Below are 21,866 nucleotides of genomic sequence, written 5' to 3'. Positions count from 1 at the left end.
CACCCGCCCGGTACATGTATGTCGTCGAAAGTCGTGGTGGAAACAGTGGCTGCTCGTTCGGACACCGACTGGGTTCTCGGTGGAACGCCTGTTCGTCTCGACCGGGCGGATGGACAGCTGATCGGCCGGGAGCGGGAGTCGGCCGAGCTCGACGGCGGCCTTCGCGATCCGGCTGGCCCGCGCCTGGTGTTCATCCGAGGAGAACGGGGCATCGGGCGCAGCGCGTTCGTGCACGCCGCTGCCGGTCGGCTTACCGCAGCGGGGATCGCAGTCCTGCCCGTGAACTGCGTTCCCGGTGACGACGAGCAGCCACTGATGCTGGCTTTTCGACTGGTTAAGGCCCTGGAGGAGCACCGGTCCGCGGCGGCGCAACGGCACCACCCACGTAAGCCGGATGCGAAAGCGCTGTCCGCAGTGCAACGGGGCGACCGGGCGGCGATGGCCGAGGCGCTCGCCGCAGCGCTGGCGCAGCCGACACCCGTGACGGTCGTCGTCGACGACGCCCAACATGCCGACGCGGATTCCCTCGCGCTGCTCGACCAGGCCGACCTCAGCCGCGTCCCGCCCGGCACCCGGCTGCTAGTCACGGCAGTACAGCACACGGGGACGGACACGGCGGATCCTTCCCGTGAGCCCGGCGACACCTCGAACCTGCGGAGTTCAGTGCCCCTCCCAGTGCCAGGGTGCGCCCCTGAGCAGCCGGTTCCCGATCCGGCGGTGCGCACGATCATTTTGTCGCGCCTGAGTTCCGAGAGCGTCACGGCCTGGCTCGAGCAGCGCTTGCGGGCCACACCCGACGCCGATCTCGTACAGCAGGCCCAGGTGCTGACCCGCAGCCTTCCCGGGGCACTCGACGCGCTGCTCGTCGCGTGGGTGGCCCAGGGTGCCATCGGTGTGGTCGACCGGCATGCCTTCCTGGTCACCGGGGCGCCGGTGCCCACACTGCCGGACGGTGATCGCCATGTCGCGGCGCTGCGGGCGCTGGGCGAGCCCTGTGGGACAGTGGCCGAGGCGCTGAGCGTCCTGTGGCCGCTCGGCCGAGTGGCCGCGGCGCTGGTGGTGGCGTCGACAGGCCTCACCGCCGAGGTCGTCGACCACGGCATCAGTGCACTGGTCGACGAGGGCATCATGGACGACCTGCACGCACCGGACGGCGCCACATCTCGCGGGTGGACATTTCGCGTGCCGCTTCTGGCACACAGCGTCCGGGAGAGGTTGAGCCCGTTCAACCGCGCCCGACTGTCCGCCGCCGCGGTCGACGCGCTGTGGTCGGCCGGGGCCCCGGGCGACGACACGGCCCCGCCGTCGGTCCTCGCCGAGGCGGACGCGGTGGCCTACCTTCCCAACCGGATCGCCGACGCCGGCCTTCTGGTCGACCGCAAACGCGCTGTGGCGGAACTGACAGCCGCCGCGGGAGCGGTGTACCCCGATCACGGGCGGCGCGGGATGGTGCGCTGGCTCCTCGGAGCGGTCCGCCTCATCGATGAGCCGTCGGCCCGCCAACGGGCGATACTACGCTGCGGCCAGGCGGCCTTCGGTTGCGATGACTTCCGTATGGCCCGAACAGCGGCCGAGCGGATCCTGAACGGTCCGGCCGAGGGTCTCGACGCGCTGACGCTCCACGAAGCCGCCACCCTGCTGGTGGCGTCAGCGGCTGTCGAGCAGGACTGGCAGGCATTGTCCCGGATGGGTACCGCAGAGTGGTGGGAGGGACGGCGGCTACCCGCTCTGGCCACCGTGTCCGGCCGTGTCCAGGCACTGTTGCAGCTAGAGAGGTGGCAGGAGTCACTGACCCTGCTTGCACAGTCCGAGGCGGTGTGGAAAAGCACCCCGGGCACCCGCTCGTTGCTGGAGTTGTTCAGCCGGGTCGGGGAGTTTGTGCTGGGCCGGCCCGGTCGGTTCAGAAAGGATCTAGTCCTGGCGGAGGTGCCGGGCGTGCCACCCAACAAGGCCTTCGCGCAGAACATCGCCCAGTTCAACGTGCTGCTCGGCATCGGCGACCTACGAGAGGGAAAAGCCCTATTGACTGTCCGGGCAATGAAACCCGAATCGCTGCCTGAGCCCAGCCGGTTCCTGTGGCATCACCTTGAGGGCCAGTGGGACGAGGCACTCACGCTGGCGCGCCGGAACCTGGTCAACGGTACGGTGCTGACGGTCGCTCCCGGACACCTTCTGCTCCCTGCCCGAACGGCGGCCATACTTCTCGCACGAGGACGCGTCACCGGCGCGGCCCGACTGATCGACACCGTCCGCAGTCAGCTGAACGGTCCGCTTGAACACGTCCTCGACCAAGCAGACGCAGAGGTACTGCGCACTCTGGGCGAACTCGAGGCGGCCGAGCAGGTACTGCGGCGTGGGCTGCGCGCCGCGGACGAGCGCGGATCCGTCTACGGCACGGACGAACTGTGGGCCTCCCTCGCCGCGGTGCACGCACAGGCGGGCGCCACCGAACGAGCGGCCGGCTGCGTGGCCCACCTGGAACAGCTGGCCGAACAGACAGACAGCAGCCGGACACGGCTGCTGTACCTGCTGACATCCGGCACCGCGGTAAGGCCGGGTTCCGCGGAGGCCGGCCGGCATCTGTGCCAGGCGGTCGGTCTGGCCCGTTCACGCAGTCAGCCGTTCGAGACGGCCGTCACGCTCCTGACCGCGGCGCCCGCAACCGAGGGTCCGGCGAAGCTGCTACACGAGGCGTACGAGTTGTTCGGCGAGACGGGCGCCGCACTGTGGCGTTTCCACACCAGGACCGCAATGCGCGAAGCGAGGTTGGTCATACCGGGCCGCGAGATAGCCACGGAGGAAAACCAGCAGTTGCTGGCCACGCTGCTTGCCGAAGGTCTCACCAACCGACAGATCGCCCAGGTGCTGCGACTGAGCCAGGACGCCGTCGCGAACCGCCTGTCCAGGCTGTTCGCACGTACCGGTATGCGATCCCGCACCGAAGTCGTAACAGCCGTCCTCACTGGCAGCCCACTCACTGGAGACAACCGTTGACCGCTCATGCCAGCTTTCCCTGTCGCCACCGGACGGAGGGTCTTCACAAGCGAAACGAAGTGACCCGGCATGCCACGTCGGCCTCCTGCACCGCGTCAAACGCCGTCGATACCACTCTCCTCCGTCATGCCCTTCGCTCCCGTACTCGCGTTCTCCCCGGCCTCACCTGCGGCATCAGCGTGCCGGCATACCACGTTACGAAGAGACTGCCCAACGGGCGCTCGTGCGCCTACCAGCCACATTCCACACGCCGTGGGGTGTGTCAATTTAAATTTAACGGCTGATCTTGGTTGTTGATGGTCAGTTGTTGCTTGAGGTCAGGCGCCCCTCGAAGGCGATCTGGAACGCGTTGAGGGGTGCTTTCCAGCGCATGGTCCACCGCCTGCGGCCTTTCCCGGTCGGGTCCAGGCTCATCAGTGCCATGTAGATGCACTTGAGGGCGGCGGCCTCGTTGGGGAAGTGCCCGCGGGCGCGAACAGCTCGTTGGATGCGTGCGTTGACGCTCTCGATCGCGTTGGTGCTGCAGATGACCTTGCGGATCTCGACGTCGAAGGAGAGGAAGGGCACGAACTCGGCCCAGGCGTCGGACCACAGCTTCACGATCGCCGGATACTTGTAGCCCCATGCCTCCTGGAACTCCAGGAAGCGTTCCGTGGCTGCGTCCTCGCCGGGTGCGGTGTAGACGGGTTTGAGAGCCTTGGCGATCTTGTCCCAGTCCTGACGGGCGGCGTAACGGAACGAGTTCCGCAGCAGATGCACCACACACGTCTGGACGATCGTGCGAGGCCAGACGGCCTCCCCACGGCCTCGGGCAGACCCTTGAGCCCGTCACAGACCAGCATGAGCACGTCGTCCAGGCCGCGGTCCTTGAGCTCGGTGAACACGTGCAGCCAGAGCGCCACGGGCGATGGCCGCTCTGCGGAACCTGGCCATCGGCAGACTGCGGCTCCTGGGAGCGGACAAAATCGCGAAACCCACCCGAATAATCTGGCACGCACCCAAAAACGCCATTTGGATCTAAGGCATCATAAACAGCCCACTCCTACCGTGTACCGGGTACTTGAAGCCGCTCTGCCCTTGGGCGAAGCTACCTTCGGGACCAGACGCCCGGACCAGGTGAGAGCTCTTATACCACTTCCCAGGACGCAACCAACAACCAATGCACTGTCAGGCAATTCTTGCTGTGTCTTCGGGCAGTTCTGCCTTCTTGTGCTGGTCGACAACCGCGCTGCTGGAAGAGGATCAGGCAAGATTCCGAGCGGTGGTCGTATCACTCACGCCGTCTGCGGTTCTGCCCACTGCATTCACGTACTCATTGACCGGCTGCTGACCAACCTGATCAACAACGGCGCCGATCCACCCTCCCGGCTGATGCAGCCGCATCACGAACGCTGGGAGATCGAGTCCGCGTATTTCGCTTTGCGTCACACTCTGCTCAAGGGACATATGCTGCGTTCGAAGGATCTTGCGGGTGCCACCCAAGAGATGTGGGACCTCCTCGTGCCCTACCAGCCCTGCGATCGGTGATGGTCGCGATGGTGGAGACCTACCCGGCCGAGTCTCCGCCCGGGGCCTGGTAGACGATCGCCCTCCAAGCAGCACGCGACACCGTCGTCCGTGCAATGAGAATGACCCACGGGTGGTCCGATGCGGCAAATCGACCTGGTGAGGCATATCGGTACCGCTGCGCCGCGAAGGCTGTTGACCGCACGGCGGCCACGCGTCTCCACCCGCGTCAGGAAGCACGGGATCTCTCCCGCTACGCCTGGAATGGCTACGACCGCCCGCCGGCACGGCCCGAAGCCCTTTAGCAGCATCAGCCTTGCACCTGCACCTGCAGACTTGTGCCACCAAAAACCCACATCGCGCCCCTCCGCGGGGTGGCACAGCCCGTGGCCGCCTCCAAGTGCGGCACAGATTTGCTCGCACCTTCAGCGGCGGGATTGACTTTTAAGCTAACACTGTTAGCTTTTAGATAACGAGATTAGCCAACAAGGCTGACAGACCATATGGAGGTAGTCGTGACCGAGTTCCTGAAGGTTGACGGTGGGACCATCGCGTACGAGGTGAGTGGCGCCTCCGGGCCGCTGGTCGTGCTCGCCCACGGTATGGGCGACAGCCGCGAGGCCTACCGGTTTTTCACCCCCGCCCTGGTGGAAGCCGGATACCGAGTCGTCGCGGTGGACCTGCGCGGCCACGGTGAGTCCAGCGTTGGGTGGGCGTCCTACACCCGCACCGACCTCGCGGGTGACCTGATCGCCCTGGTGAAGCACCTCGGCGGGCCGGCGGTACTCGTCGGCCACTCCATCGCCGGCGGTGCGGTCACGATCGCCGCGGCCAAGGCCCCGGAGCTCGTCACCGCGGTGGTCGAACTCGCGCCCTTCACCCGAAAGCAGGAAGTCCGGCTCGGTGACCTGCGGGTGGCCGGCTACCGCCGCGGCGCGACCCACCTCATGGGCACCACCATCCTCGGCAGCACCAGGCAGTGGGCCAAGTACCTGGACGCCGCATACCCCGGTCCCAAGCCCGGGGACTGGGACACACGCCTGGGGCAGATCACCGCGATGCTTCAGGAGCCCGGCCGGATGAAGGTCCTGCAGGCGATGGGCAAGATCTCCCCCGCCGACGCCGGTGAGCAGCTGGCCAACGTCACCTGCCCGGTACTTATCGTGCAGGGCAGCCTCGACCCCGACTGGGCCTCGCCGCAGGCCGAGGGGGAGGCGATCGTCGCCGACCTGCCGACCGGACTGGGTCGGCTGAAGATGATCGAGGGAGCCGGTCACTACCCGCACGTCCAGTTCCCCCAGCAGACCCTTACCGCCGTCCTGGCCTTCCTGGCCAGCGTCGGTGTCTAGGGCAGGCCTGGACGCGGCCACGATCACCGCCGCCGCCGCCGACCTCGCCGACGAGATCGGCTTCAGCGGGCTGACCATGAGACGGCTCGCCGAACGGGTCGGGGTGTGTGCCCCCTCTCTCTACAAGCACATCGCCAGCCAGGATGACCTCCACCGGCGCATCGCGGCACTCGCCTTCGACGAAGCCGCCGACGCGATCGGCACCGCTATCCAGGGCCGCGCCGGCAGCGACGCCCTGGCCGCCGCTGCCAGAGCCCTGCGCGACTTCGTGCTCACCCACCCCGGCCGCTACGCGGCCACCCTCGGCCTCACACCGACCGGTCCCGACGACCCGATCATGCTCGCCTCCAGACGAGGAATCGGACCCTTCGAAGCGGTACTGCGGGGATACGACATTCCCTCACAGGACATGACCCACGCGCTGCGGGCGGTGCGCAGCGTCTTCCACGGGTTCGCCAACCTGCAGGCATCCGGCGGACTCCAGTGGTCCACCGACGTCGCCGAAAGCTTCGAGTGGCTCATCGACCTCGTCGATCGCGGCCTTCGCGCCACCGCGGACACAGAGTCCGCCGGTCATCACCGGTAGACCACACGCTCGCTGGACCGCCACCCCCCTTTCTCCCCGCCCCCGCCAGAAGTGGAAACCGTCATGGACGCAGTGCTCACGGCCGTCATAGACATCGACGCCACCCCGGAAGAGGTATGGAACGTCCTCACTGACTTCACCGCCTACGGCGAGTGGAGTACCTTCTCCGCAGCCGAGGGAACCGCTCAAGTCGGAAACCGACTGACCATGCGCATGCCAGGCATGACCTTCAGGCCCACGGTCACCGTCGCAACACCCGGCCAGGAGCTGCGGTGGGCCGGCACGCTCGGCACGAAGCGGCTCTTCCATGGCCAACACTCCTTCGTCCTCTCCTCCAACCACGACGGCACCACCTGCCTGACCAACCGCGAAGAGTTCTCCGGCATCCTGGTCACCCTGACCCGGCGGTTCTTCAAGACACCCAAGCGCGACGGGTACGCCGCGTTCAACAAGTGCCTCAAACAGCGAGTGGAAGTCTTCACCGAGCGCAGCACCTGGTGACGACGCCCTTCACCTGCCGGCACGACAGGATCCCGCACCTGCCGATTCCGCTGAGCGACCCGCTACAACTTCACCGACGGCACTCCCGCCCGAGCAAATCAGCCTATTTGCCTACGAATGGCGATCAACTATGCCGGCCTCCGGGGCACGACAACCGGTGTCCGCAATCAACGGGGCCCCGTTCTTCATGGGCCCCGTTCTTCATGGGCCCCGTTCTTCATGGGCCCCGTTCTTTCGGCTGCCCCGGTTGCGACCCCTGTGAACTGCAAAGCCGCCGATTCCGTTCCACAGAAGGGCGACCGCTGTCCCACTGTCATAGTCGGCAACGGAATATCCCGTCTCCCCGCCACGACCACAGCCGAGGAAGACTGAATGAGACTCACGATCGTGGCGGCAACTGGAGGCATCGGCAGCCAACTCCTCACGCAGGCCATCGAAGCCGGCCATGAGGTCACAGCCGTCGTGAGAAACCCCAACAGGTTGTCCGACACGCCGATGCGCACCGTAGTCGCCGATCTCACGACCGCGGACCCGGCAGTCCTGCGCTCGGCAGTCACCGGAGCCGACGCGGTCCTCTCAGGACTCGGCGCTCGATCGGGCGCCGAAGCCGGCGTCGCCTCGCAAGGAACCCAAGCGATCGTCCAGGCCATGCAGGAGACCGCCGTACGACGCATCATCGCCGTCAGCGCGGCATCGGTCGGCACCATAGCGTCGCCCCGACGCCCCGACCCGCCCAGACACAACCCCGGGGACGGATTCTTCATGCGACACCTGGCAGCCCCGATGGCCAAGGCGGCATTCCGCAGACACTACGACGACTTGGCCCTGATGGAAGACCTCCTGCACGACAGCAACCTGGACTGGACCATCACCCGCCCACCTCGACTGCTCAACAAACGCCTGAAGAAAACCTACCGAACAGCCTACGAACAAAATGTCCGCACCGGCATGTTCATCTCCCGCGCCGACGTAGCCCATCTCATGCTCGACGCCCTCGACACCCCCGAGACAATCCACCGCATCATCGGTATCGCCTACTGACAACGCCCCGCCGATCCGACCAAACACCAGCCACCCTGACTGACACAGTCCACCACCCACACGAAGCAGACGCTCCGACGCGAGGCGAACGCACGCCCGGCACGCCCGAATCAGAACAAGCGCCCCGCCGTGCAACAGGACAGGCAACGTGAGACATCGACGGCACCACCGCAACACATTCATCGCAGCCGGCGTGTACAACATCGCCTGGGGATGCCTTGGCGTCGCCGATCCCCAATGGTTCTACCGCCTCAGTGGCCTGCCCCTGTCGAACTCCCCTCAAATTTTCGCCACCCTCGGCATGGTGCTCGGCTTGTACGGCTTGCTCTACCTTGAGGTGGCCATATGGCCTGAACGCGGCTGGTCGATAGCCGCCGTCGGACTGAGCGGCAAGGTACTGGGGCCACTTGGCCTGGCCTGGCTCATCGTCACTGGCGTCTGGCCCGTCAGCACAGTCGTCATCGTGATCACGAACGACCTAGTCTGGTGGGTGCCCTTCACCTGGTACCTCTTCGACGGCTGGTCCGACTTCCTCGCCACCTCTGGCCTCGACCGCCGCAAGTAGCTGTCTTTGTAACTGAGGTTTGCCGATAGACCGGCGGTCCGATTGCTTAGATTCAACCGGTCAAGGCAACACTCTCGGCCGGGGTGTGGAATCCCAGGCACTTGCGGGGGCGGTTGTTGAGATTCGCCGCGATGGCATCAAGGTCGCCCTGGCTGAATGTCGAGAGGTTCGTCCCTTTGGGCAGGTACTGCCGGAGCAGCTTGTTGGTGTTCTCGTTGGTGCCGCGCTGCCAGGGGCTGCGCGGGGCTGCGAAGAACACGTCGACGCCGGTGTCAGTGCTGAGACGCTTGTGCGCTGCCAGTTCCATGCCGCGATCCCAGGTCAGCGTGCCGCGTAGTCGGGAGTCCATGCGCGTGTATGTCTCGGCCAGAGCTGGAACGACCACGTTGGTGTGGCGGCTGGCGAGTTTCACGACGGTGAGGAACCGCGTCTTGCGGCCGACCAGTGTGGCGACCTGGCTGTTGTTCGAGCCGATCACGAGATCGCCCTCCAGGTGCCCAGGCTCGCTGCGGTCCTCCGCGGCCTGGGGCCGCTCCTCGATCGGCCGGGCATCGGTGATCTGTGAGCGCCATTGTCCCTTCACTGTGTGTCGCTTGTTCTTCCGGATCGGGCGGCCGGTGCGAAGCCGTTTGCAGACCTCGCGGGGGATCACTTTCCACCGGGTGGTGTAGACCGACCGGTAGATCGTCTCGTGGCTGATCTCCATCGCCGGGTCATTGCTGTGATAACGACGGAGGTGGCCGACTATCTGCTCGGGTGACCACTCCTCGCAGAGCAGGGTCAGTACCGTCTGCCTGAGCGCCGGTCTGGCAGACGAGCAGGCACTGTTTCGGGCGCCGGGCGCGGTCAAGTGCCCATTCCTGCGCAGCGATTGCCCGGTATACCTCGCGTCCGCCGTTGTTGCCGACTTCACGGCTGATCGTCGACACCGCCCGCCCCAGCAGTCCGGCGATCGCCCGGTAGGAATGGCCGGCACAAAGACCGCGTGAGATCTCTTCCCGCTCCCCCAAGGTCAGGCTTCCAGCTCGCGCCTTGCGGGGCGCGGGAGCGATTCCTCCGTGGTACTTGAGGACGGTGAACACCGAGCCGGGTGGTTTGCCGATCTGTCTCGAGATGACGCTGATCGACTCCCCGGCCCTCCACCGCCGCCACAAGTCGGCCTTCATCTCGTCCGACATCCCCGGCCGCCCAATCTCGCCACGTAACCCGTCCTCAACCAGCACTGTTGCTCTGACCGGTTGAGTCCAGCCCATACACCAGCCTTCGGCTCGCCGAGCACCTGGCCACCGCCGGCATCGCGGCATCGATCGGCTGGGTCGGCGACGCCTACGACAACGCCCTCAGGGAATCCGCGATCGGCCTGTTCAAGACTGAGCTGATCAAGCCGGGGCGGCCCTGGAGGGTCACGTCCCCGGTCGTGGTGTAGCCGATCACGGCTTTTCGCCTCCGGCCCTGGGTCCGAAGGGCACGTCCCGCCATGGGATCCCCGGCAGTTGTCGTCGGTCGCGGCGGCGTGAGCCACAACAGGCCGCGCAGGACGGGTAATCAGGGCCGCGACCTGGGCGTTCCGCATGCTTGATCGGCTACACCACGTGGCGGGACACCGCCCCCTTGTACTGCCACCGCCGACTCCACGGTGAAATAGGGCACATCCCGCCCGTCGAATACGAGACCAACTACTACCGAGAAACCACGAAACAGCAGGTCACAACCACAATCTGATGTCTCTACCGAACCCGGAACGGTTCAGTGCTTCTACTTCGACGCCTGCGAGCTTGATGAGGACAATTGGACCGAGGGCTTCGTTCGAGTTCTGCCGGGCGAGTAGGCCGATGGGCAGAGTCCCGGTGGGATGCCGTTCCGTGGCCACGCAAGCCCCAGGGCTTCGGCGTAGGTGCATGACGTTCGGTTCGTGATCATTCGAGGCCGAGGAGTGCGAGGGGGCGGCGAGGGTCGCGGGCGTTGCGGCGGAGGCCGGAGGCGATGTTCTTCACTCCGGCCGTGCGGAGGGCTCCGATGGCGAGGTTGCGCCAGGTGGCCATCGCGCGGGGTGCGTTGCCGGTCCGCAGCTGGGAGGCGTCCTCGGCGAAGGTGGTGTCGCGGACGTGGTGCAGAGCCTCGATCTTCCAGTGGTCGCGGACGAGTTGGGCGAGCTGGGCCGCGGTGGCCTGCTCGGCGGTCAGGCTGGTGACGCCGTAGACCGTCTTGACGGTGGTCCTGCCGGTCTTGCGGTCGGTGCGCCGGCGCTTGATCTGGACAGCCTGGCGGGCTCCGGGGAAGAGGAGGCTGTTGACAGTCGCGGCCTTGATCCGGCGGATCTCCGAGCGGCCTTGACCGGTTCCCCGGGCGCGACCCTGAAGCGGGATGCCTTTCCAGGGAAGGGACTTGAGCTGGCGGCGCAGCTTCTTCTGGTTGTCCTTGACGATCACGATGTAGTGGGCGCGGCGGCCGAGGAGATAGTCAGCGTGCTCGCGCTGAGTGTGCATGGCGTCGCTCGTGACGACGGTTCCTGCCAGGTCGGCGACGGTGTCCAGCAGCGGCTGGAAGCAGGTGATCTCGTTCGTCTTCTCGCCGACGTCCAGCTGGGCTAGGACCAGGCCGGTGGCGTGGTCGAGTGCGGCGAGCAGGTGGATCTTGCGGCCGTTCGCTTTTGCCGTCCACCGCGAGGCCGCGCAGCGCGGTCACCTTCGGGCGGCGGTCGGCAAGCCAGCGTCCGACCGCCCGGTCCAGCGCGTCGCCGTCGATGCGGGCCAGTAGCCGCCGGACCGTCGTTTCCGCAGGCAGGAACCGCTTCGGGAACAGTGGATCGAGGCGTATGCCGAGGCGTTGAAGGATGTGCGGCGGGGCATCGGCGATCCACTCGCTGACTGCCAGCACAGAGGTCGCCCCCGCCAGAACCGCGCACGCGGTCAGCGCGAGCACGGAAACCAAAGCGTACCGTACACCGCGTGGGTCTCGTGGGTCGGGCACCTCAGCCAGCCGCTCCAGCAGGCGCGGGGCCTCGGCGAATACGACCTCGGGATACTCGCGGAGCTGGTCAAGGGCAGGCGGGATCAGCGATGATGCGTCGGCAGGCACGGTCTTCCACTCGGATCACGGGGCGTCAAGAACTCCATGATCTTGGAAGCCGTGCCTGTCACGTTCCGGGGGCACCGTCGAGCTGACAGATCGCCACAAACCGGGCGTCACGCGACTACGCCGAAGCCTTGCCCGGGCGGCCTGCCCTGCGTGGGGCACCAGAGCACCGTGGCGCAACCGACGCGGGCGAAATCTTCCCGTGCCTCGTTCGTGAATCCAGGGTGATCCGGGGTGCAGGGCCGCGGTGGAGCGTCCTCCTGATCAGACCTGGCCCTCGGCAGGTGCTGATCGCCGTTCGAACCACAGGTGGGCGAGGACGACCAGGGCCAGGCAAACCACCAGGGTCCGGCTACTGAGGGCGGAGGCGAGCAGGCCGAGCAGGAGGGGGACTGCGACACCGGTGATGACCCGCGAGATCGTCCTTTGCGCATCCGAACTGTTGCTGGCGACGCCTGTGACCACGCCGAGGGTGAAATAGGCCGCCACCGCACCACACAGAAGCCAACGATGGGGACCAGGCAGTGGATCGGCGCCGTGGCTGACCACCGATGAGAGCGACACGCCCAGGGTGGCGACGACCCCGGTGACCAGGCAGTGCAGCCCAAGGGCGGCGCGAGTAGAGATGCGGCCGGCGCGCAGGTGCGGCAAGCCAGCGTATCCGAACACGACAGAAAGGCCGAACAGGCCAGCCAGCAACACGAACGACGCGAGTGCGGTGGTCAAGAGGCCGATGGCGTACTGGGCATCGGACGCAGAGTTCACGACCTGCACCACCGATTCGCCGAGCACAATGATCACGAAGAGTCCGAGCCGCTCGGAGAGGTGAGTCGAATCGACCGACACCCCTTGAATGACCGGTCCCGTTCCGCCGGGGCCACCGAACCGGCGCCGCGAAGTGGCTTGCGCGGTGAATCTCGCTTGGGCCTGCTCGAAAAGCTTGTTACCGGAGACGACCAGGATCAGCAGCAGGTCCAGGCCTACCCCCACAGCCCAAAGAGTGAGCTTCCACCGCTCCTCGACCCATATAGATATGAACCACGGAAGCAGCCCTACCGAGTACTGCACCACTGGGAAGTCCAGCAAGACCTCGCCCCGGCGCCACGAGTGAGCGCCGTAGATCCGCGTCGCGAGGTACGCGATCGCAAAGACAGCCAGCGGGCGAAGGTCGTGCCCGTGCCCGAGCACGGCGTGCGCCACCCCCGGTACCGACGCAGCCATCACTCCGAGGCCAAACATCCCAATCATCAGCCGTACCACACGGGTTTGCGCTGCTGAGACATTGCTGTACAGCATAAACGTCGTCCACGACAACCAAAACGCGAGGTACAACAGCGCGTAGAGACCAAGCCCCGCGCCGTTCAGTTCAGTTCCGAGCGCATGCGTCAGGGCTGCCACACCCGCCGCCGCCACAAGGTCGAAGAACAGCTCGGCCCAGCTCGCATGCCGTTCGACTTTTGTATCTACAGGTTCATCCGCGATATTCAGGTCAGTCACGGACCGTAGCATAGTTCTGCAACAACCTTCACCGTCTGGCCCGGGGGCGGTTTCTGAGAGGGCGTTAAGTCCCGTTCCTGGTGATGTGGTGTCGCTCGTTCGTGGGTGATGGGACGGTTCCACGCTCGTGTCATGTCGTGTGCATGATGGGGTCGCGGGCATGGAACGGATGCCGTACGCAACCGACTTGTCCGACGAGCCGTGGGCGTTGATCGAGCCGCTGGTCACCGCGTGGAAGCAGGAGCGGGTGGCACGGTCGGCGACCGGGGACCCGGGCTCCTGCGACCTGCGCGAGGTCGTGAACACGCTGCTCTACCAGAACCGGACCGGCTGTCAGTGGCGGCTCCTGCCACACGACCTCCCGGCCTGGTCTGCGGTGTTCTACTACTTCACCCTGTGGCGCCAGGACGGCCTTGACCAGGGGATCCAGGAGATCCTGCGCTGCCAGGTGCGGGAGCGAGCCAGACGATTAGAGGACCCGTCCCTGGTGATCATCGATACCCAGTCCGTCCGCGTAGCGGCCGGGGTGCCGAAGAAGACGACGGGACTGGACGCGAACAAGAAGAGGCCCGGCAGGAAACGCGGGCTCGCCGTCGACGTGCTGGGCCTGATCATCGGCGTGGTGGTCCTGCCCGCCTCCGCGCATGACAACGAGGCCGGCATCGCCCTGCTGGACCAGGCAATGGAGCGGTGCGGGCTGCGCCTGGAGAAGGCCCTGGTCGATCAGGGTTTCAAGGATGCCGTGATCATCCATGGCGCAGTGAACGACGTCACCGTCGAGGTGGTGCGGCGCAACTCCGCTGACGAGGGCAAAGGCTTCGTCCCGCAGCCGAAGCGGTGGGTGGTCGAGCAGGTCAACGGCACCCTCATGCTGCACCGGCGCCTGGCCCGCGACTACGACCACCGGCCCGACAACGCCGCCTCCCGCGTCTACTGGGCCGCCACCGCCGGCATGCTCCGGCGCCTCACCGTCCCGAGCCCCACCTGGCGGGACGAGATGGAGCTGGCCGCGTGAACGTCTGCGAACTCCTGCGACTGCTGCAGGCCGAGCACGACGAGACCGCCGCCCGCGCCGACCAACTGCGCGAACAGATCGCACAGTTCACCACCGCCCTCACCGAGACCGAGGTCCGCCTGACCGAACTGGCCGCCACCCGCAAGGTCATCGACGGCCTCGCCCCTCGCGGCCACGAACCCGCTCCCGTGGAGAACGCCACCATCTAGCAGCGCATCGTGACCACGTTCAACGAGCACTCCGGGAAGGTGTTCCGCGTCCGCGATCTGCACGAACACCTCGGCCTGCCCACGGACGAGCCCTCGATCAACGTCACCCGCTCCCGCCTGGGCCGACTCGTCCGCCAGGGACTCCTCGAACAACCCGGACGCGGCCAATATCAGAAACGGACTTAACGCCCTCTGAGTCGCAGGTCAAGCCCTGGTGAATGACGCAACGGGACGTCCTGATAGATCAACTTGTGTCGAGCAAGCAGATCATCGGGAATCCCGTTGCAGGAGAAGTCTGTCATCACCCGGTGGGATCAGCACAGACACCCGAGGGGCGAGGACCTGCGGCTGAACGTCATGTGCGCGATCGAGGTCGGCGGTCACGTGCTGCTGGCCACTGGCGGCTCGGATGCGACCGTACGGCTATGGGACCCCAGGACAGGGGAAGCTGTGCGGGCCCTCAGTCGCCGTGCGGAGCCGGTGCTCAGGCTGTCCCCGCTGGAGGTGGACACGGGGATCAGTCGGCGCAGGTCGGAGTGGAGGGGTATCCCACAGTTGTATGGCATCGCCTGTCGTGCAGGCGAGCAGTGACCGGCCTTTGGTCGTTAACACCGGTCTCGATCAGGAAGTTGGCCGCCGCGGAACGCGCGAACGCGCGCAGGTGGGCCTCCGCCGGGCGGCTACCGTGCAGTGCCGTGATGGCGACGCTCCAGAGGGAGAGCGGTAGCCCTGAAACTTCGGCGTAGGCGAGCGCAGCGAGCACCGTTTCGGCGGCAATGCCGTCGATCGAGGGCAACCCTGTCAGGTATTCGCGCAGTGCCGCCGCGACCGTGGGTTCGAACGAGATGTCCGCCGGGGCCTTGGCTACCGTGTCGCGCAATCCGCGGGCACGGGAGGTCAGTCCGGCCACCAGGAAGTTACCATCGGCCAACCGGGCGATACGGGCGGCGACGGGGCGGGCCACGCGGTCGTCGGCGTAGGGGTTGCCTGGTCTCTCATCGCCAAGCAGTTGCAATGACGCTTGGGCGTATGCCGCGAGATCGGCTTCCTCGAAGTACGCGGGGTTGTCCAGGTCGATCACGCGTGCGGCGTCGCCGAAGGCGGCAATCAGGTCTCCTTCATCGTCTCGGCGCCTGCTGCCAATCATGACGCGTACATGCAGGTCCGCGCACGTTTCGGCGAGCGGAATGGCGATCTGGCGGGCGATGAGCCGGGCCTGCTTGGCGCTGGTCGCCTCGTCTAGCGCGTCGATGACGACAGTGAAGGGTGCCCCTGAGGCCTCGGCGAGCGCCGCACGCAGGGCGGGAGCGAGATCGCCCACAGCTTGCGGAATCGCCGCAGAAGCGGCGCGGGCAATCTCACGGGCGACTTCGAGTGCGATCTTGCCCTTGGCGTGGACGGCGCAGGACACAGAGCCGAGAGGGGCACGTACGGCGTCGTCCGCCTGGGGCAGAGTCGCCGCGATGGCGGTGTCGGCAGACGTCACGACCCGCCCGAGTACGGCCGATTTTCCCACCCCAGGTGATCCGGTGATCACCAGTACATGCCTGGGAGCCTCATCGGCGGTTATCCAGTCGACGATCTCGGTCAGGGCCGCGGTGCGACCGCGAAACCGGAAACCTCTCTCAGCGTCCGTGCTGACGCCACGCGCCCGCGGCTTCCAGTGCCGCCCTGCCTCGGGGTCGTCCTCCAGGGTCCAGCCCCAGGCGGCGAGTGCGCTTTCGCCTGCGTCTTGAGCCGACCACTCCGTCACGGCAGACAACTTCTCGTCAGGAAGGCACTTGTCTGCCTGGAACAGTGTCAGGGCGAGGGCGTCGCCGCGGCTGTTCGCCTGGCCCACCATGCCGACCACCGCCTGGTAGGTGGGCGACCACAGGGCGGCGCCGCTGTAGCCGGGGCGCACCAGGTACCGCGAGGCGGTGTCCAGTCGGATCCAGCCATGACCCAGCTTCTCTCCCACCTCCCCGTCGGAAGAACTGCCGAAGACGTCGTCGGGAAAACCGAAGGACCACCAGGGCTCGCCCACGAGGTCTCCGGCGGTGGGACGGCGCAAGGGTGCCGCCGACTCGCCGGGAACGCAGTCTGCGAGCACCAGGATCGCGACGTCCTGTGTGTGCCGACTGCTTTCCGGTCGCGGCGCGATCACCTCGCGCTCCCGAGATCGCGTCGCTTGTCGAGAAGCACGTGGCCACCGTGCGCAAGGCACTGCACCGGTTCATCGACGGCGGGTTCGAGGCCCTGGCGGAAGCGCCTCGTCCGGGCCGGCCGCCGCGCTGGATGCGCGAGGACCTGGACGCGTTGGAGGAGATGCTGGACGAGGCCGTGGTCCGAGGCGTGATCTGGACGTTGCCGGCGCTCGCCGAGTGGCTGCGCCGCGAGCGCGGGGTCGACGTGGATTCCTCGTGGCTGTCGGCAGTGGTGATACGCAGGCCGCCGAACCTCGAGACGGACTCCTCGATCCGGTAGGCGGAGGCGGGCGGAGCGCCAGGTGTTGCCTGACGCCTCCTGCTTGCGCTTGAGCACGCCGCTGCGCTCGGCCGACGGCTTGGTCATCCCCAGCACCACGCCAACCTTGGCCCACGGGCTGAGTCGGTCACCTGCGGCTTCACTGAATCCAGAGCCACGCGCAGCTGCGGCAGGAGCGAGAGGGCGGCCAGCGCGGTGTCCTGGTCGACGCGGTGTCGTCCAGCGCCGCGGCGAGCGCGCCGGCAGGCGGCATCGGGGCGGCGGAGCGGCGCCAGGCGGCCAGGTGCTCACCGCCTGCGAAGCAGAGAGTGGGCCTCTTCAGGGAGTGAGAGCGGACGGACTGGGGAGGGGGGTGAGACGGAAGATCCGGATCTCACGTTCGGTTCGCTCCTGGTAGGCCCCGTAGGGCGGCCAGAAGGCGACGATGTCGGCCCAGGCCTGGTCGCGCTGCTGGCCGACGAGCTGAGCTGCCGTCACCCTGATGTCCCGGCCTGCCCAGCTGATGCTCGCGTCTGGGTGCTTGCGGAGGTTCGCGGTCCAGGCGGGATGGCCGGGCTTGCCGAAGTTGCTTCCCACCAGCAGCCAGGTGCCTTCGTGCTCTTCGCGTACGCAGACCAGGGGGGTGGTGCGGAGCTGCCCGCTCTTGGCGCCGGTCGTGGTCAGGATGAGCCCGACTTTCGGGCGGGGCAGGGTGAGGAGCATCTTCCGGCCGCCGGTGAGGCGGTGAAGCGCGCGGTCGAGGTGGGGGATGACGTGCGGGGCGAGGGTGGCGAAGGCGCGGGTGGCCATCACTCGCTGGGCGAGCCTGATGGCCAGGTTGTCGGTCATGTCGAGGTGTGCCTTTCAGCGTGCTCGTGCGGTGGCAGAACGGGAGGGGGCTGGTGAGAGGACGGTGTCGTCGGTGGTCCGGATCTCCTCGGTGCGGAACCAGTTGCTGTGGCTGCCGAGCGGCACCCGGGTCGGGAGGTGGACAACGGCGGTGGCGGACCGGTGAAGTCCTGCGCGTCGATGAGGACGAGAGCGCTGGTTCCGTCGGTCCGGTCGTGCTGCAGGTGGGCGATCCAGCCGTCGTCCTCGGTGTCGCCGCCGTGGCGTGGGATGAAGACCGGTTCGGTGGTGGCGTGCCCGGGGCACCAGGCGGACGGAGAAGTACGTCTTGCGAAGCCGCTCCAGCAGTGGGATGGCGGCGTCGCGGTCCTGCACGCTCGCCGCCGTCACCGCGACGGCCAGGCCGAGGCCGAGGCAGTCCACCACCAGGTGCCGCTTGCGGCCGCCCACCTTCTTCCCGCCGTCCCAGCCGGAGGTGGAGCGCGGGATGTCCGCCGCTGCCCGCACTGACTGTGAGTCTACGATGGCAGACGTCGGATCCGAGGAACGGCCTTCCCTCTGGCGGATCTTGTCGCGCAGCCGGTCGTGGAGCTCGGCGAGCAGACCCGTGACCTGCCAGCGGCGGGCGAAAGCATCCACGCGCCGATATGGCGGGAAGTCCGCGGGGAGGTTGGCCCACTTGACGCCGTTGTCGACCACGTAGCGCACTGCGTCGAGTATCACGCGGTGGCAGTAGCCCTCCGGCCGCCCGCCCCGGCCCTCCAGCCAGGCCGGAACCGGCAGCACCGCCCGGATGGCCTGCCACTCGGCCTCCGTCATGTCGGAGACGTAGCACGCAGTGCGCTCCGGCCGGTCCGCCGCGTTGCCGAACCTGTGCGCGAGGCAGTCACACGATGGGGACGACAGGTTGGACTCCACGCGCGCGAACGCGAAAGACTGTGGCAACAGGGCCTCCTGGCGCTTGGTTTGGTTCGAACCCCCGAGATACCAAGAGGCCCTGCTGTCATGCGCAGACCAACACCGTTACGTTTACTTCCGTGAGCGGTTTGCAAGTCCGTGCTCGAAGAACGTGATGACGGTGTGGATGGTGTAGTTCTGGCTGGTCGTGGGGTGTTGTCCGGTGTTCGGTCCGTACTTGCTGGTGGGGTTCTTGCGGGTGCGGGCCTTGACGCGGTGCCGGTGGCGGGCGGGGTGCAGGGACTCGAGGGCGGCCCTGCCGATGGTGCCGACGAGGTCGGCGGGTCCGGCCGGGGGCAGGATTCCGGTCGCGGTGGTGACAGTGTCGGCGGCGGTGGTCTGCAGGACTGTGAAGCTGATGCGGTCCATGTCCAGTCCGGGCCGGGTGCAGGCGGTGTCGGCGGCTGCGCGGATCAGCGTCTGGTAGATGGTGAGCAGGGCGTAGACCTCCTGGTCGAGGCCGGTCAGGCTGCGCGAGCGCAGGACACGGCCGTCCAGCATGGTCGCCTTGATCGAGAAATAGGCCGTCTCCGTCTGCCACCGCTCGTGATAGAGAGCCACGAGCCCGGCGGCTGGGTGGGCGGCCGGGTCGAGGAGGCTGGTGAGCAGGCGCCACTGCTCGGTGCGGACAGTGCCGTCGGCCAGGGTGACGGTGACGGACGCCTCAATGACGCGGACGGTCAGCAGGACGGGCAGGACGCCGTAGCCGATCCGGGCGAGGTAGGAGCCGTCGCCCAGGTGCCGGAAGGGGGTAGGGATACGGCGGGCGGAGGAGCGCACCAGGAACTGTGCGCCGGTGGCCTGGATGTCCCGGGTGAACTCGTTCGCATCGAAGCCGGCATCGGCCAGCAGGAGCATTGTGCGGTCCAGGACGCTCAACAGGCGGCCTGCGTAAGTGAGTTCGCCGTCACGCTCCGGGCCGAACGCGGCGGCCAGCACGGCACGGGTGCCGCACTCGACCAGGACCACCAGTCGCAGCAGCGGGTAGCCGAACTCCATGATTTCGCCTGTCCGCTTGGGATAGCGCCAGGTGAGTGCCTCCTCGTCGGGCACGTGGAGCAAGGTTCCGTCCATGGCCACGGTCCGAAGCCCTCGATAGAACGAACCGGGCTGCCCGAGGTGGGCGACGGGCCCGGCGAGGATCTCGAACAACCGCCGCAGCGGTGCCGCTCCTATTCGCCGTCGGGCCCTGGACAGCGAGGAGACGGCAGGACGCACCAACGGCAGTCCCTCCAGCCCCGCCGTCAACTTGCCCCACACGCCCCGATAGGAGCAGTCCTCGAACAGGGCCAGCGCGAGGACGAAATAGACCACGACCCGGGACGGCAGCAGCCGAAGCCGCTTCTCACGCGACCCGGTCTCCTGGAGCCGGGCGGTGACCGGGGCCTCGGTGCGTACGAAGTCCTCGATCTCCTGGCCACTTGAGAAGCACAGCGTGGTGGGCGTGATGGAGATGCCGTGTTCCTGAAGGAGTCGTCGGACCTCCTTGATGGAAGGGCCGATGGTCCGTTGGCACAGGCCCATCAGCTCGGCCAGCAGGTTCTGCGAGCACACGTGCCGGAGGTAGATCACACTCAGCAGAAAGCGGTCGGCGGGGGCGAGGACCGGGCGTTTGTTGTCTCCGGCCCCGTGGCGGCGCGGGCCGCAGTTTGCGGTACAGGCGTTCCTCACGCAGGGAGCCCAGCTCGGGCGTGATCTTCCCGCACAGAGCCGTGAGTTCCTCCCGGCTCATCCCGGTCAGGGCCGGCGCGGACAGCAGATCAAGCACTCGTCGGCGGGCCGCATCCTGGTCCGTGACCTGTGCGGGCTCCTCGTCGTGGGGGCCGTCGGGGCGGACGGTGTAGTTCCAGGCGCCGTGCGTCTCGTGGTACTGGATCGGCAGGCTCTTCAGCTGAGCTTTGCTGATCGCGATGCCCAGGGGGTAGCGACCGGTGCTTAAGAGATCGTCTCATTTGGCGAGTCGGCGGTAGCAGATGAGGGTGCAGGCGATGCTGGTGAAGGCTAGGCAGTGCTCGGCTTTGCGTTCGTAGCGGCGGTGCAGTCTCCGGCAGCCGGCAAGCCAGGCCATGGTGCGTTCGATGGTCCAGCGGTGCCGGCCGAGTCGCTGGGAGGACTCGATGCCCTTGCGGGCGATGCGGTGGGTGATTCCGCGTAAGCGGAGCCATCGTCGCAGGTGGTCGTAGTCATAGCCCTTGTCGGCGTGCAGCTTGGCGGGCCGGCGTCCGCGCGGGCCGCGGCGGGAGCGGATCGGCGGGATGCCTCGCACGAGGGGCTGGAGGGCTTGGCTGTCGTGCAGGTTCGCGCCGGAGATTCCGATGGAGAGGGGCAGACCGGTCCGCTCGGTGATCAAGTGGATCTTCGACCCTTTCTTGCCCCTGTCTACAGGATTCGGACCCGTCAGCTCCCCCCTTTCAAGGCCCGCATGTTCACCGAGTCGATGGCACAGCGGGACCAGTCCAGCTCGCCGCGTGCGCCCAGTTCGTCCAAGACCAGGCGGTGGAGCTTGGCCCATACCCGGGCCTTGCTCCACTCACCGAACCGCCGGTGGGCTGTCGGCCCCGAAGGCCCGAACGAAGGAGGCAACTGCCGCCAAGTACACCCCGACGTCGCCACGAAGATGATCGCCGCCAGAACTTCGCGGTCTCCGTACCGCCGTCGGCCACCCCCCTGCGGCCGCGAGGGAGCAGGCGGCACCACCCGCTCAAACAATTCCCACAACTCATCTGGCACCAGACGCTCAACAATCCCCACGGCACCAGACTACCGAACACGCCAAATGAGACGACGTCTCAGCCGTCGACACGACATGGCTCTACCTCGCCACGGTGATCGACATCTGCTCGAGGAAGGTGGTGGGCTGGTCGATCGCCGACCACATGCGCACCTCCCTGGTCACCGACGCGATCGAAATGGCTGTGGCACCCGCGGCGGCCGGACACCAGTCGAGTTCAAGCGGCAACTGATCACGTCGCGTACGCTGTCACTCGTCGCATGAAACCCGGTGTCCACTCCCAGGGATCAACCTCACCCCCTCCCTTTCCCCCTCTTGTGGCTTTGGCTGCGACTCTGAGGGTTTTGATACTGCGACGACGAACCGCCCGCCGACGAACCAAACCCCGACTCCACGTACTGCGACTGAGCAGGATTGGTCGGATACTGACCCTGCGACGACGAACCAACCGCCGACGAACCAAACCCCGACTCCACGTACTGCGACTGAGCAGGATTGGTCGGATACTGACCCTGCGACGACGAACCAACCGCCGACGAACCAAAC

Annotated in this window: 20 protein-coding genes and 6 pseudogenes; 13 read left to right on the top strand and 13 right to left on the bottom strand. The window is 66.9% G+C overall.

Features of this window, described 5'->3' with window-relative positions; all coding sequences use genetic code 11:
- Positions 1–18 precede the first annotated feature (18 nt).
- On the top strand, positions 19–2,994 hold the full coding sequence (locus ABZT03_RS31055) for an AAA family ATPase (RefSeq protein WP_356045545.1): 2,976 nt from the start codon (positions 19–21) through the stop codon (positions 2,992–2,994).
- 300 nt (positions 2,995–3,294) lie between these two features.
- Here the strand turns inward: ABZT03_RS31055 and ABZT03_RS31050 are convergent.
- A pseudogene (locus ABZT03_RS31050) lies at positions 3,295–3,887 on the bottom strand (transposase); the annotation flags it as partial.
- 316 nt (positions 3,888–4,203) lie between these two features.
- Between ABZT03_RS31050 and ABZT03_RS31045 the strand changes: the two are divergent.
- From ABZT03_RS31045 to ABZT03_RS31020, 6 genes are all read left to right on the top strand, one after another.
- Positions 4,204–4,521, top strand: coding sequence for a hypothetical protein (locus ABZT03_RS31045; RefSeq protein ID WP_356045543.1), 318 nt, complete (start codon positions 4,204–4,206; stop codon positions 4,519–4,521).
- A gap of 494 nt (positions 4,522–5,015) precedes the next feature.
- Positions 5,016–5,849, top strand: coding sequence for an alpha/beta hydrolase (locus ABZT03_RS31040; RefSeq protein WP_356045540.1), 834 nt, complete (start codon positions 5,016–5,018; stop codon positions 5,847–5,849).
- A 22-nt stretch (positions 5,850–5,871) separates the two neighbouring features.
- On the top strand, positions 5,872–6,435 hold the full coding sequence (locus ABZT03_RS31035) for a TetR/AcrR family transcriptional regulator (protein ID WP_356045573.1): 564 nt from the start codon (positions 5,872–5,874) through the stop codon (positions 6,433–6,435).
- 63 nt (positions 6,436–6,498) lie between these two features.
- Positions 6,499–6,936: an SRPBCC domain-containing protein gene (locus ABZT03_RS31030; RefSeq protein WP_356045537.1), complete on the top strand. Its 438-nt coding sequence runs from the start codon at positions 6,499–6,501 to the stop codon at positions 6,934–6,936.
- A gap of 372 nt (positions 6,937–7,308) precedes the next feature.
- Positions 7,309–7,977, top strand: coding sequence for an NAD(P)H-binding protein (locus ABZT03_RS31025; RefSeq protein ID WP_356045535.1), 669 nt, complete (start codon positions 7,309–7,311; stop codon positions 7,975–7,977).
- 193 nt (positions 7,978–8,170) lie between these two features.
- Positions 8,171–8,542, top strand: coding sequence for a hypothetical protein (locus tag ABZT03_RS31020; protein ID WP_356045533.1), 372 nt, complete (start codon positions 8,171–8,173; stop codon positions 8,540–8,542).
- 52 nt (positions 8,543–8,594) lie between these two features.
- Here ABZT03_RS31020 and ABZT03_RS31015 read toward each other — a convergent pair whose 3' ends face one another.
- Both ABZT03_RS31015 and ABZT03_RS31010 read right to left on the bottom strand, forming a co-directional pair.
- Positions 8,595–9,392 (bottom strand): IS30 family transposase, encoded by a 798-nt coding sequence (locus tag ABZT03_RS31015; protein WP_356045530.1) that lies wholly within the window; start codon positions 9,390–9,392, stop codon positions 8,595–8,597.
- Positions 9,393–9,498: 106 nt separating this feature from the next.
- Positions 9,499–9,708 (bottom strand): annotated as a pseudogene (locus ABZT03_RS31010) (IS30 family transposase); the annotation flags it as partial.
- A gap of 80 nt (positions 9,709–9,788) precedes the next feature.
- Between ABZT03_RS31010 and ABZT03_RS31005 the strand changes: the two are divergent.
- A pseudogene (locus ABZT03_RS31005) lies at positions 9,789–9,923 on the top strand (IS3 family transposase); the annotation flags it as partial.
- Between the two features lie 535 nt (positions 9,924–10,458).
- On the opposite strand, the gene ABZT03_RS31000 reads toward ABZT03_RS31005, so the two are convergent.
- From ABZT03_RS31000 to ABZT03_RS30990, 3 genes and pseudogenes are all read right to left on the bottom strand, one after another.
- Complete coding sequence (locus ABZT03_RS31000; RefSeq protein WP_356045571.1) at positions 10,459–11,169, bottom strand: ISAs1 family transposase; 711 nt, start codon at positions 11,167–11,169, stop codon at positions 10,459–10,461.
- Between the two features lie 136 nt (positions 11,170–11,305).
- Positions 11,306–11,512 (bottom strand): annotated as a pseudogene (locus ABZT03_RS30995) (transposase family protein); the annotation flags it as partial.
- A gap of 369 nt (positions 11,513–11,881) precedes the next feature.
- Positions 11,882–13,114: a low temperature requirement protein A gene (locus ABZT03_RS30990; RefSeq protein ID WP_356045529.1), complete on the bottom strand. Its 1,233-nt coding sequence runs from the start codon at positions 13,112–13,114 to the stop codon at positions 11,882–11,884.
- Positions 13,115–13,274: 160 nt separating this feature from the next.
- Between ABZT03_RS30990 and ABZT03_RS30985 the strand changes: the two genes are divergently transcribed.
- The 3 genes from ABZT03_RS30985 to ABZT03_RS30975 are packed head-to-tail and all read left to right on the top strand — an operon-like array spanning position 13,275 to position 14,524.
- On the top strand, positions 13,275–14,129 hold the full coding sequence (locus ABZT03_RS30985) for an IS5 family transposase (RefSeq protein WP_356045526.1): 855 nt from the start codon (positions 13,275–13,277) through the stop codon (positions 14,127–14,129).
- A complete protein-coding gene (locus tag ABZT03_RS30980; protein ID WP_356045523.1) occupies positions 14,126–14,338 on the top strand; it encodes a hypothetical protein in 213 nt (70 codons plus the stop codon). The genes ABZT03_RS30985 and ABZT03_RS30980 overlap by 4 nt, the downstream gene beginning before the upstream one ends.
- Before the next feature lie 9 nt (positions 14,339–14,347).
- Positions 14,348–14,524, top strand: coding sequence for a type IV toxin-antitoxin system AbiEi family antitoxin domain-containing protein (locus tag ABZT03_RS30975; RefSeq protein WP_356045522.1), 177 nt, complete (start codon positions 14,348–14,350; stop codon positions 14,522–14,524).
- Between the two features lie 331 nt (positions 14,525–14,855).
- Here ABZT03_RS30975 and ABZT03_RS30970 read toward each other — a convergent pair whose 3' ends face one another.
- Positions 14,856–16,484, bottom strand: a complete 1,629-nt coding sequence (locus ABZT03_RS30970; protein WP_356045519.1) for an AAA family ATPase — start codon at positions 16,482–16,484, stop codon at positions 14,856–14,858.
- Between the two features lie 38 nt (positions 16,485–16,522).
- Here ABZT03_RS30970 and ABZT03_RS30965 point away from each other — a divergent pair, with 38 nt between their 5' ends.
- Positions 16,523–16,804 carry a helix-turn-helix domain-containing protein gene (locus ABZT03_RS30965; protein ID WP_356045516.1) on the top strand — a complete coding sequence of 94 codons (282 nt, stop codon included), beginning with the start codon at positions 16,523–16,525 and terminating at the stop codon, positions 16,802–16,804.
- Between the two features lie 318 nt (positions 16,805–17,122).
- On the opposite strand, the gene ABZT03_RS30960 is transcribed toward ABZT03_RS30965, so the two are convergent.
- The 5 genes and pseudogenes from ABZT03_RS30960 to ABZT03_RS30940 form a co-directional block, all read right to left on the bottom strand.
- Positions 17,123–17,632, bottom strand: a complete 510-nt coding sequence (locus ABZT03_RS30960; protein WP_356045513.1) for a nitroreductase family deazaflavin-dependent oxidoreductase — start codon at positions 17,630–17,632, stop codon at positions 17,123–17,125.
- Positions 17,629–17,904 (bottom strand): hypothetical protein, encoded by a 276-nt coding sequence (locus ABZT03_RS30955; protein ID WP_356045569.1) that lies wholly within the window; start codon positions 17,902–17,904, stop codon positions 17,629–17,631. Before ABZT03_RS30955 ends, ABZT03_RS30960 begins: the two co-directional genes overlap by 4 nt.
- A gap of 112 nt (positions 17,905–18,016) precedes the next feature.
- Positions 18,017–18,451, bottom strand: a pseudogene (locus ABZT03_RS30950) (transposase); the annotation flags it as partial.
- 210 nt (positions 18,452–18,661) lie between these two features.
- Positions 18,662–20,260 (bottom strand): IS4 family transposase, encoded by a 1,599-nt coding sequence (locus ABZT03_RS30945; RefSeq protein WP_356045511.1) that lies wholly within the window; start codon positions 20,258–20,260, stop codon positions 18,662–18,664.
- A 277-nt stretch (positions 20,261–20,537) separates the two neighbouring features.
- Positions 20,538–21,334 (bottom strand): IS5 family transposase gene (locus tag ABZT03_RS30940; protein WP_356045567.1). Its coding sequence is split into 2 segments (ribosomal slippage): positions 20,538–21,001 and positions 21,001–21,334, totalling 798 coding nucleotides; the frame shifts between segments, so codons are not numbered across the junction.
- A gap of 59 nt (positions 21,335–21,393) precedes the next feature.
- Here ABZT03_RS30940 and ABZT03_RS30935 point away from each other — a divergent pair.
- Positions 21,394–21,504, top strand: a pseudogene (locus tag ABZT03_RS30935) (DDE-type integrase/transposase/recombinase); the annotation flags it as partial.
- A 109-nt stretch (positions 21,505–21,613) separates the two neighbouring features.
- Here the strand turns inward: ABZT03_RS30935 and ABZT03_RS30930 are convergent.
- A partial coding sequence (locus ABZT03_RS30930) for a hypothetical protein (RefSeq protein WP_356045508.1) occupies positions 21,614–21,866 on the bottom strand: 253 nt, incomplete at its 5' end.

It is taken from the genome of Streptomyces sp. NPDC005574 (assembly GCF_040605435.1).
GTDB lineage: Bacteria > Actinomycetota > Actinomycetes > Streptomycetales > Streptomycetaceae > Streptomyces.
This window is presented reverse-complemented; position numbering and strand designations above follow the sequence as displayed.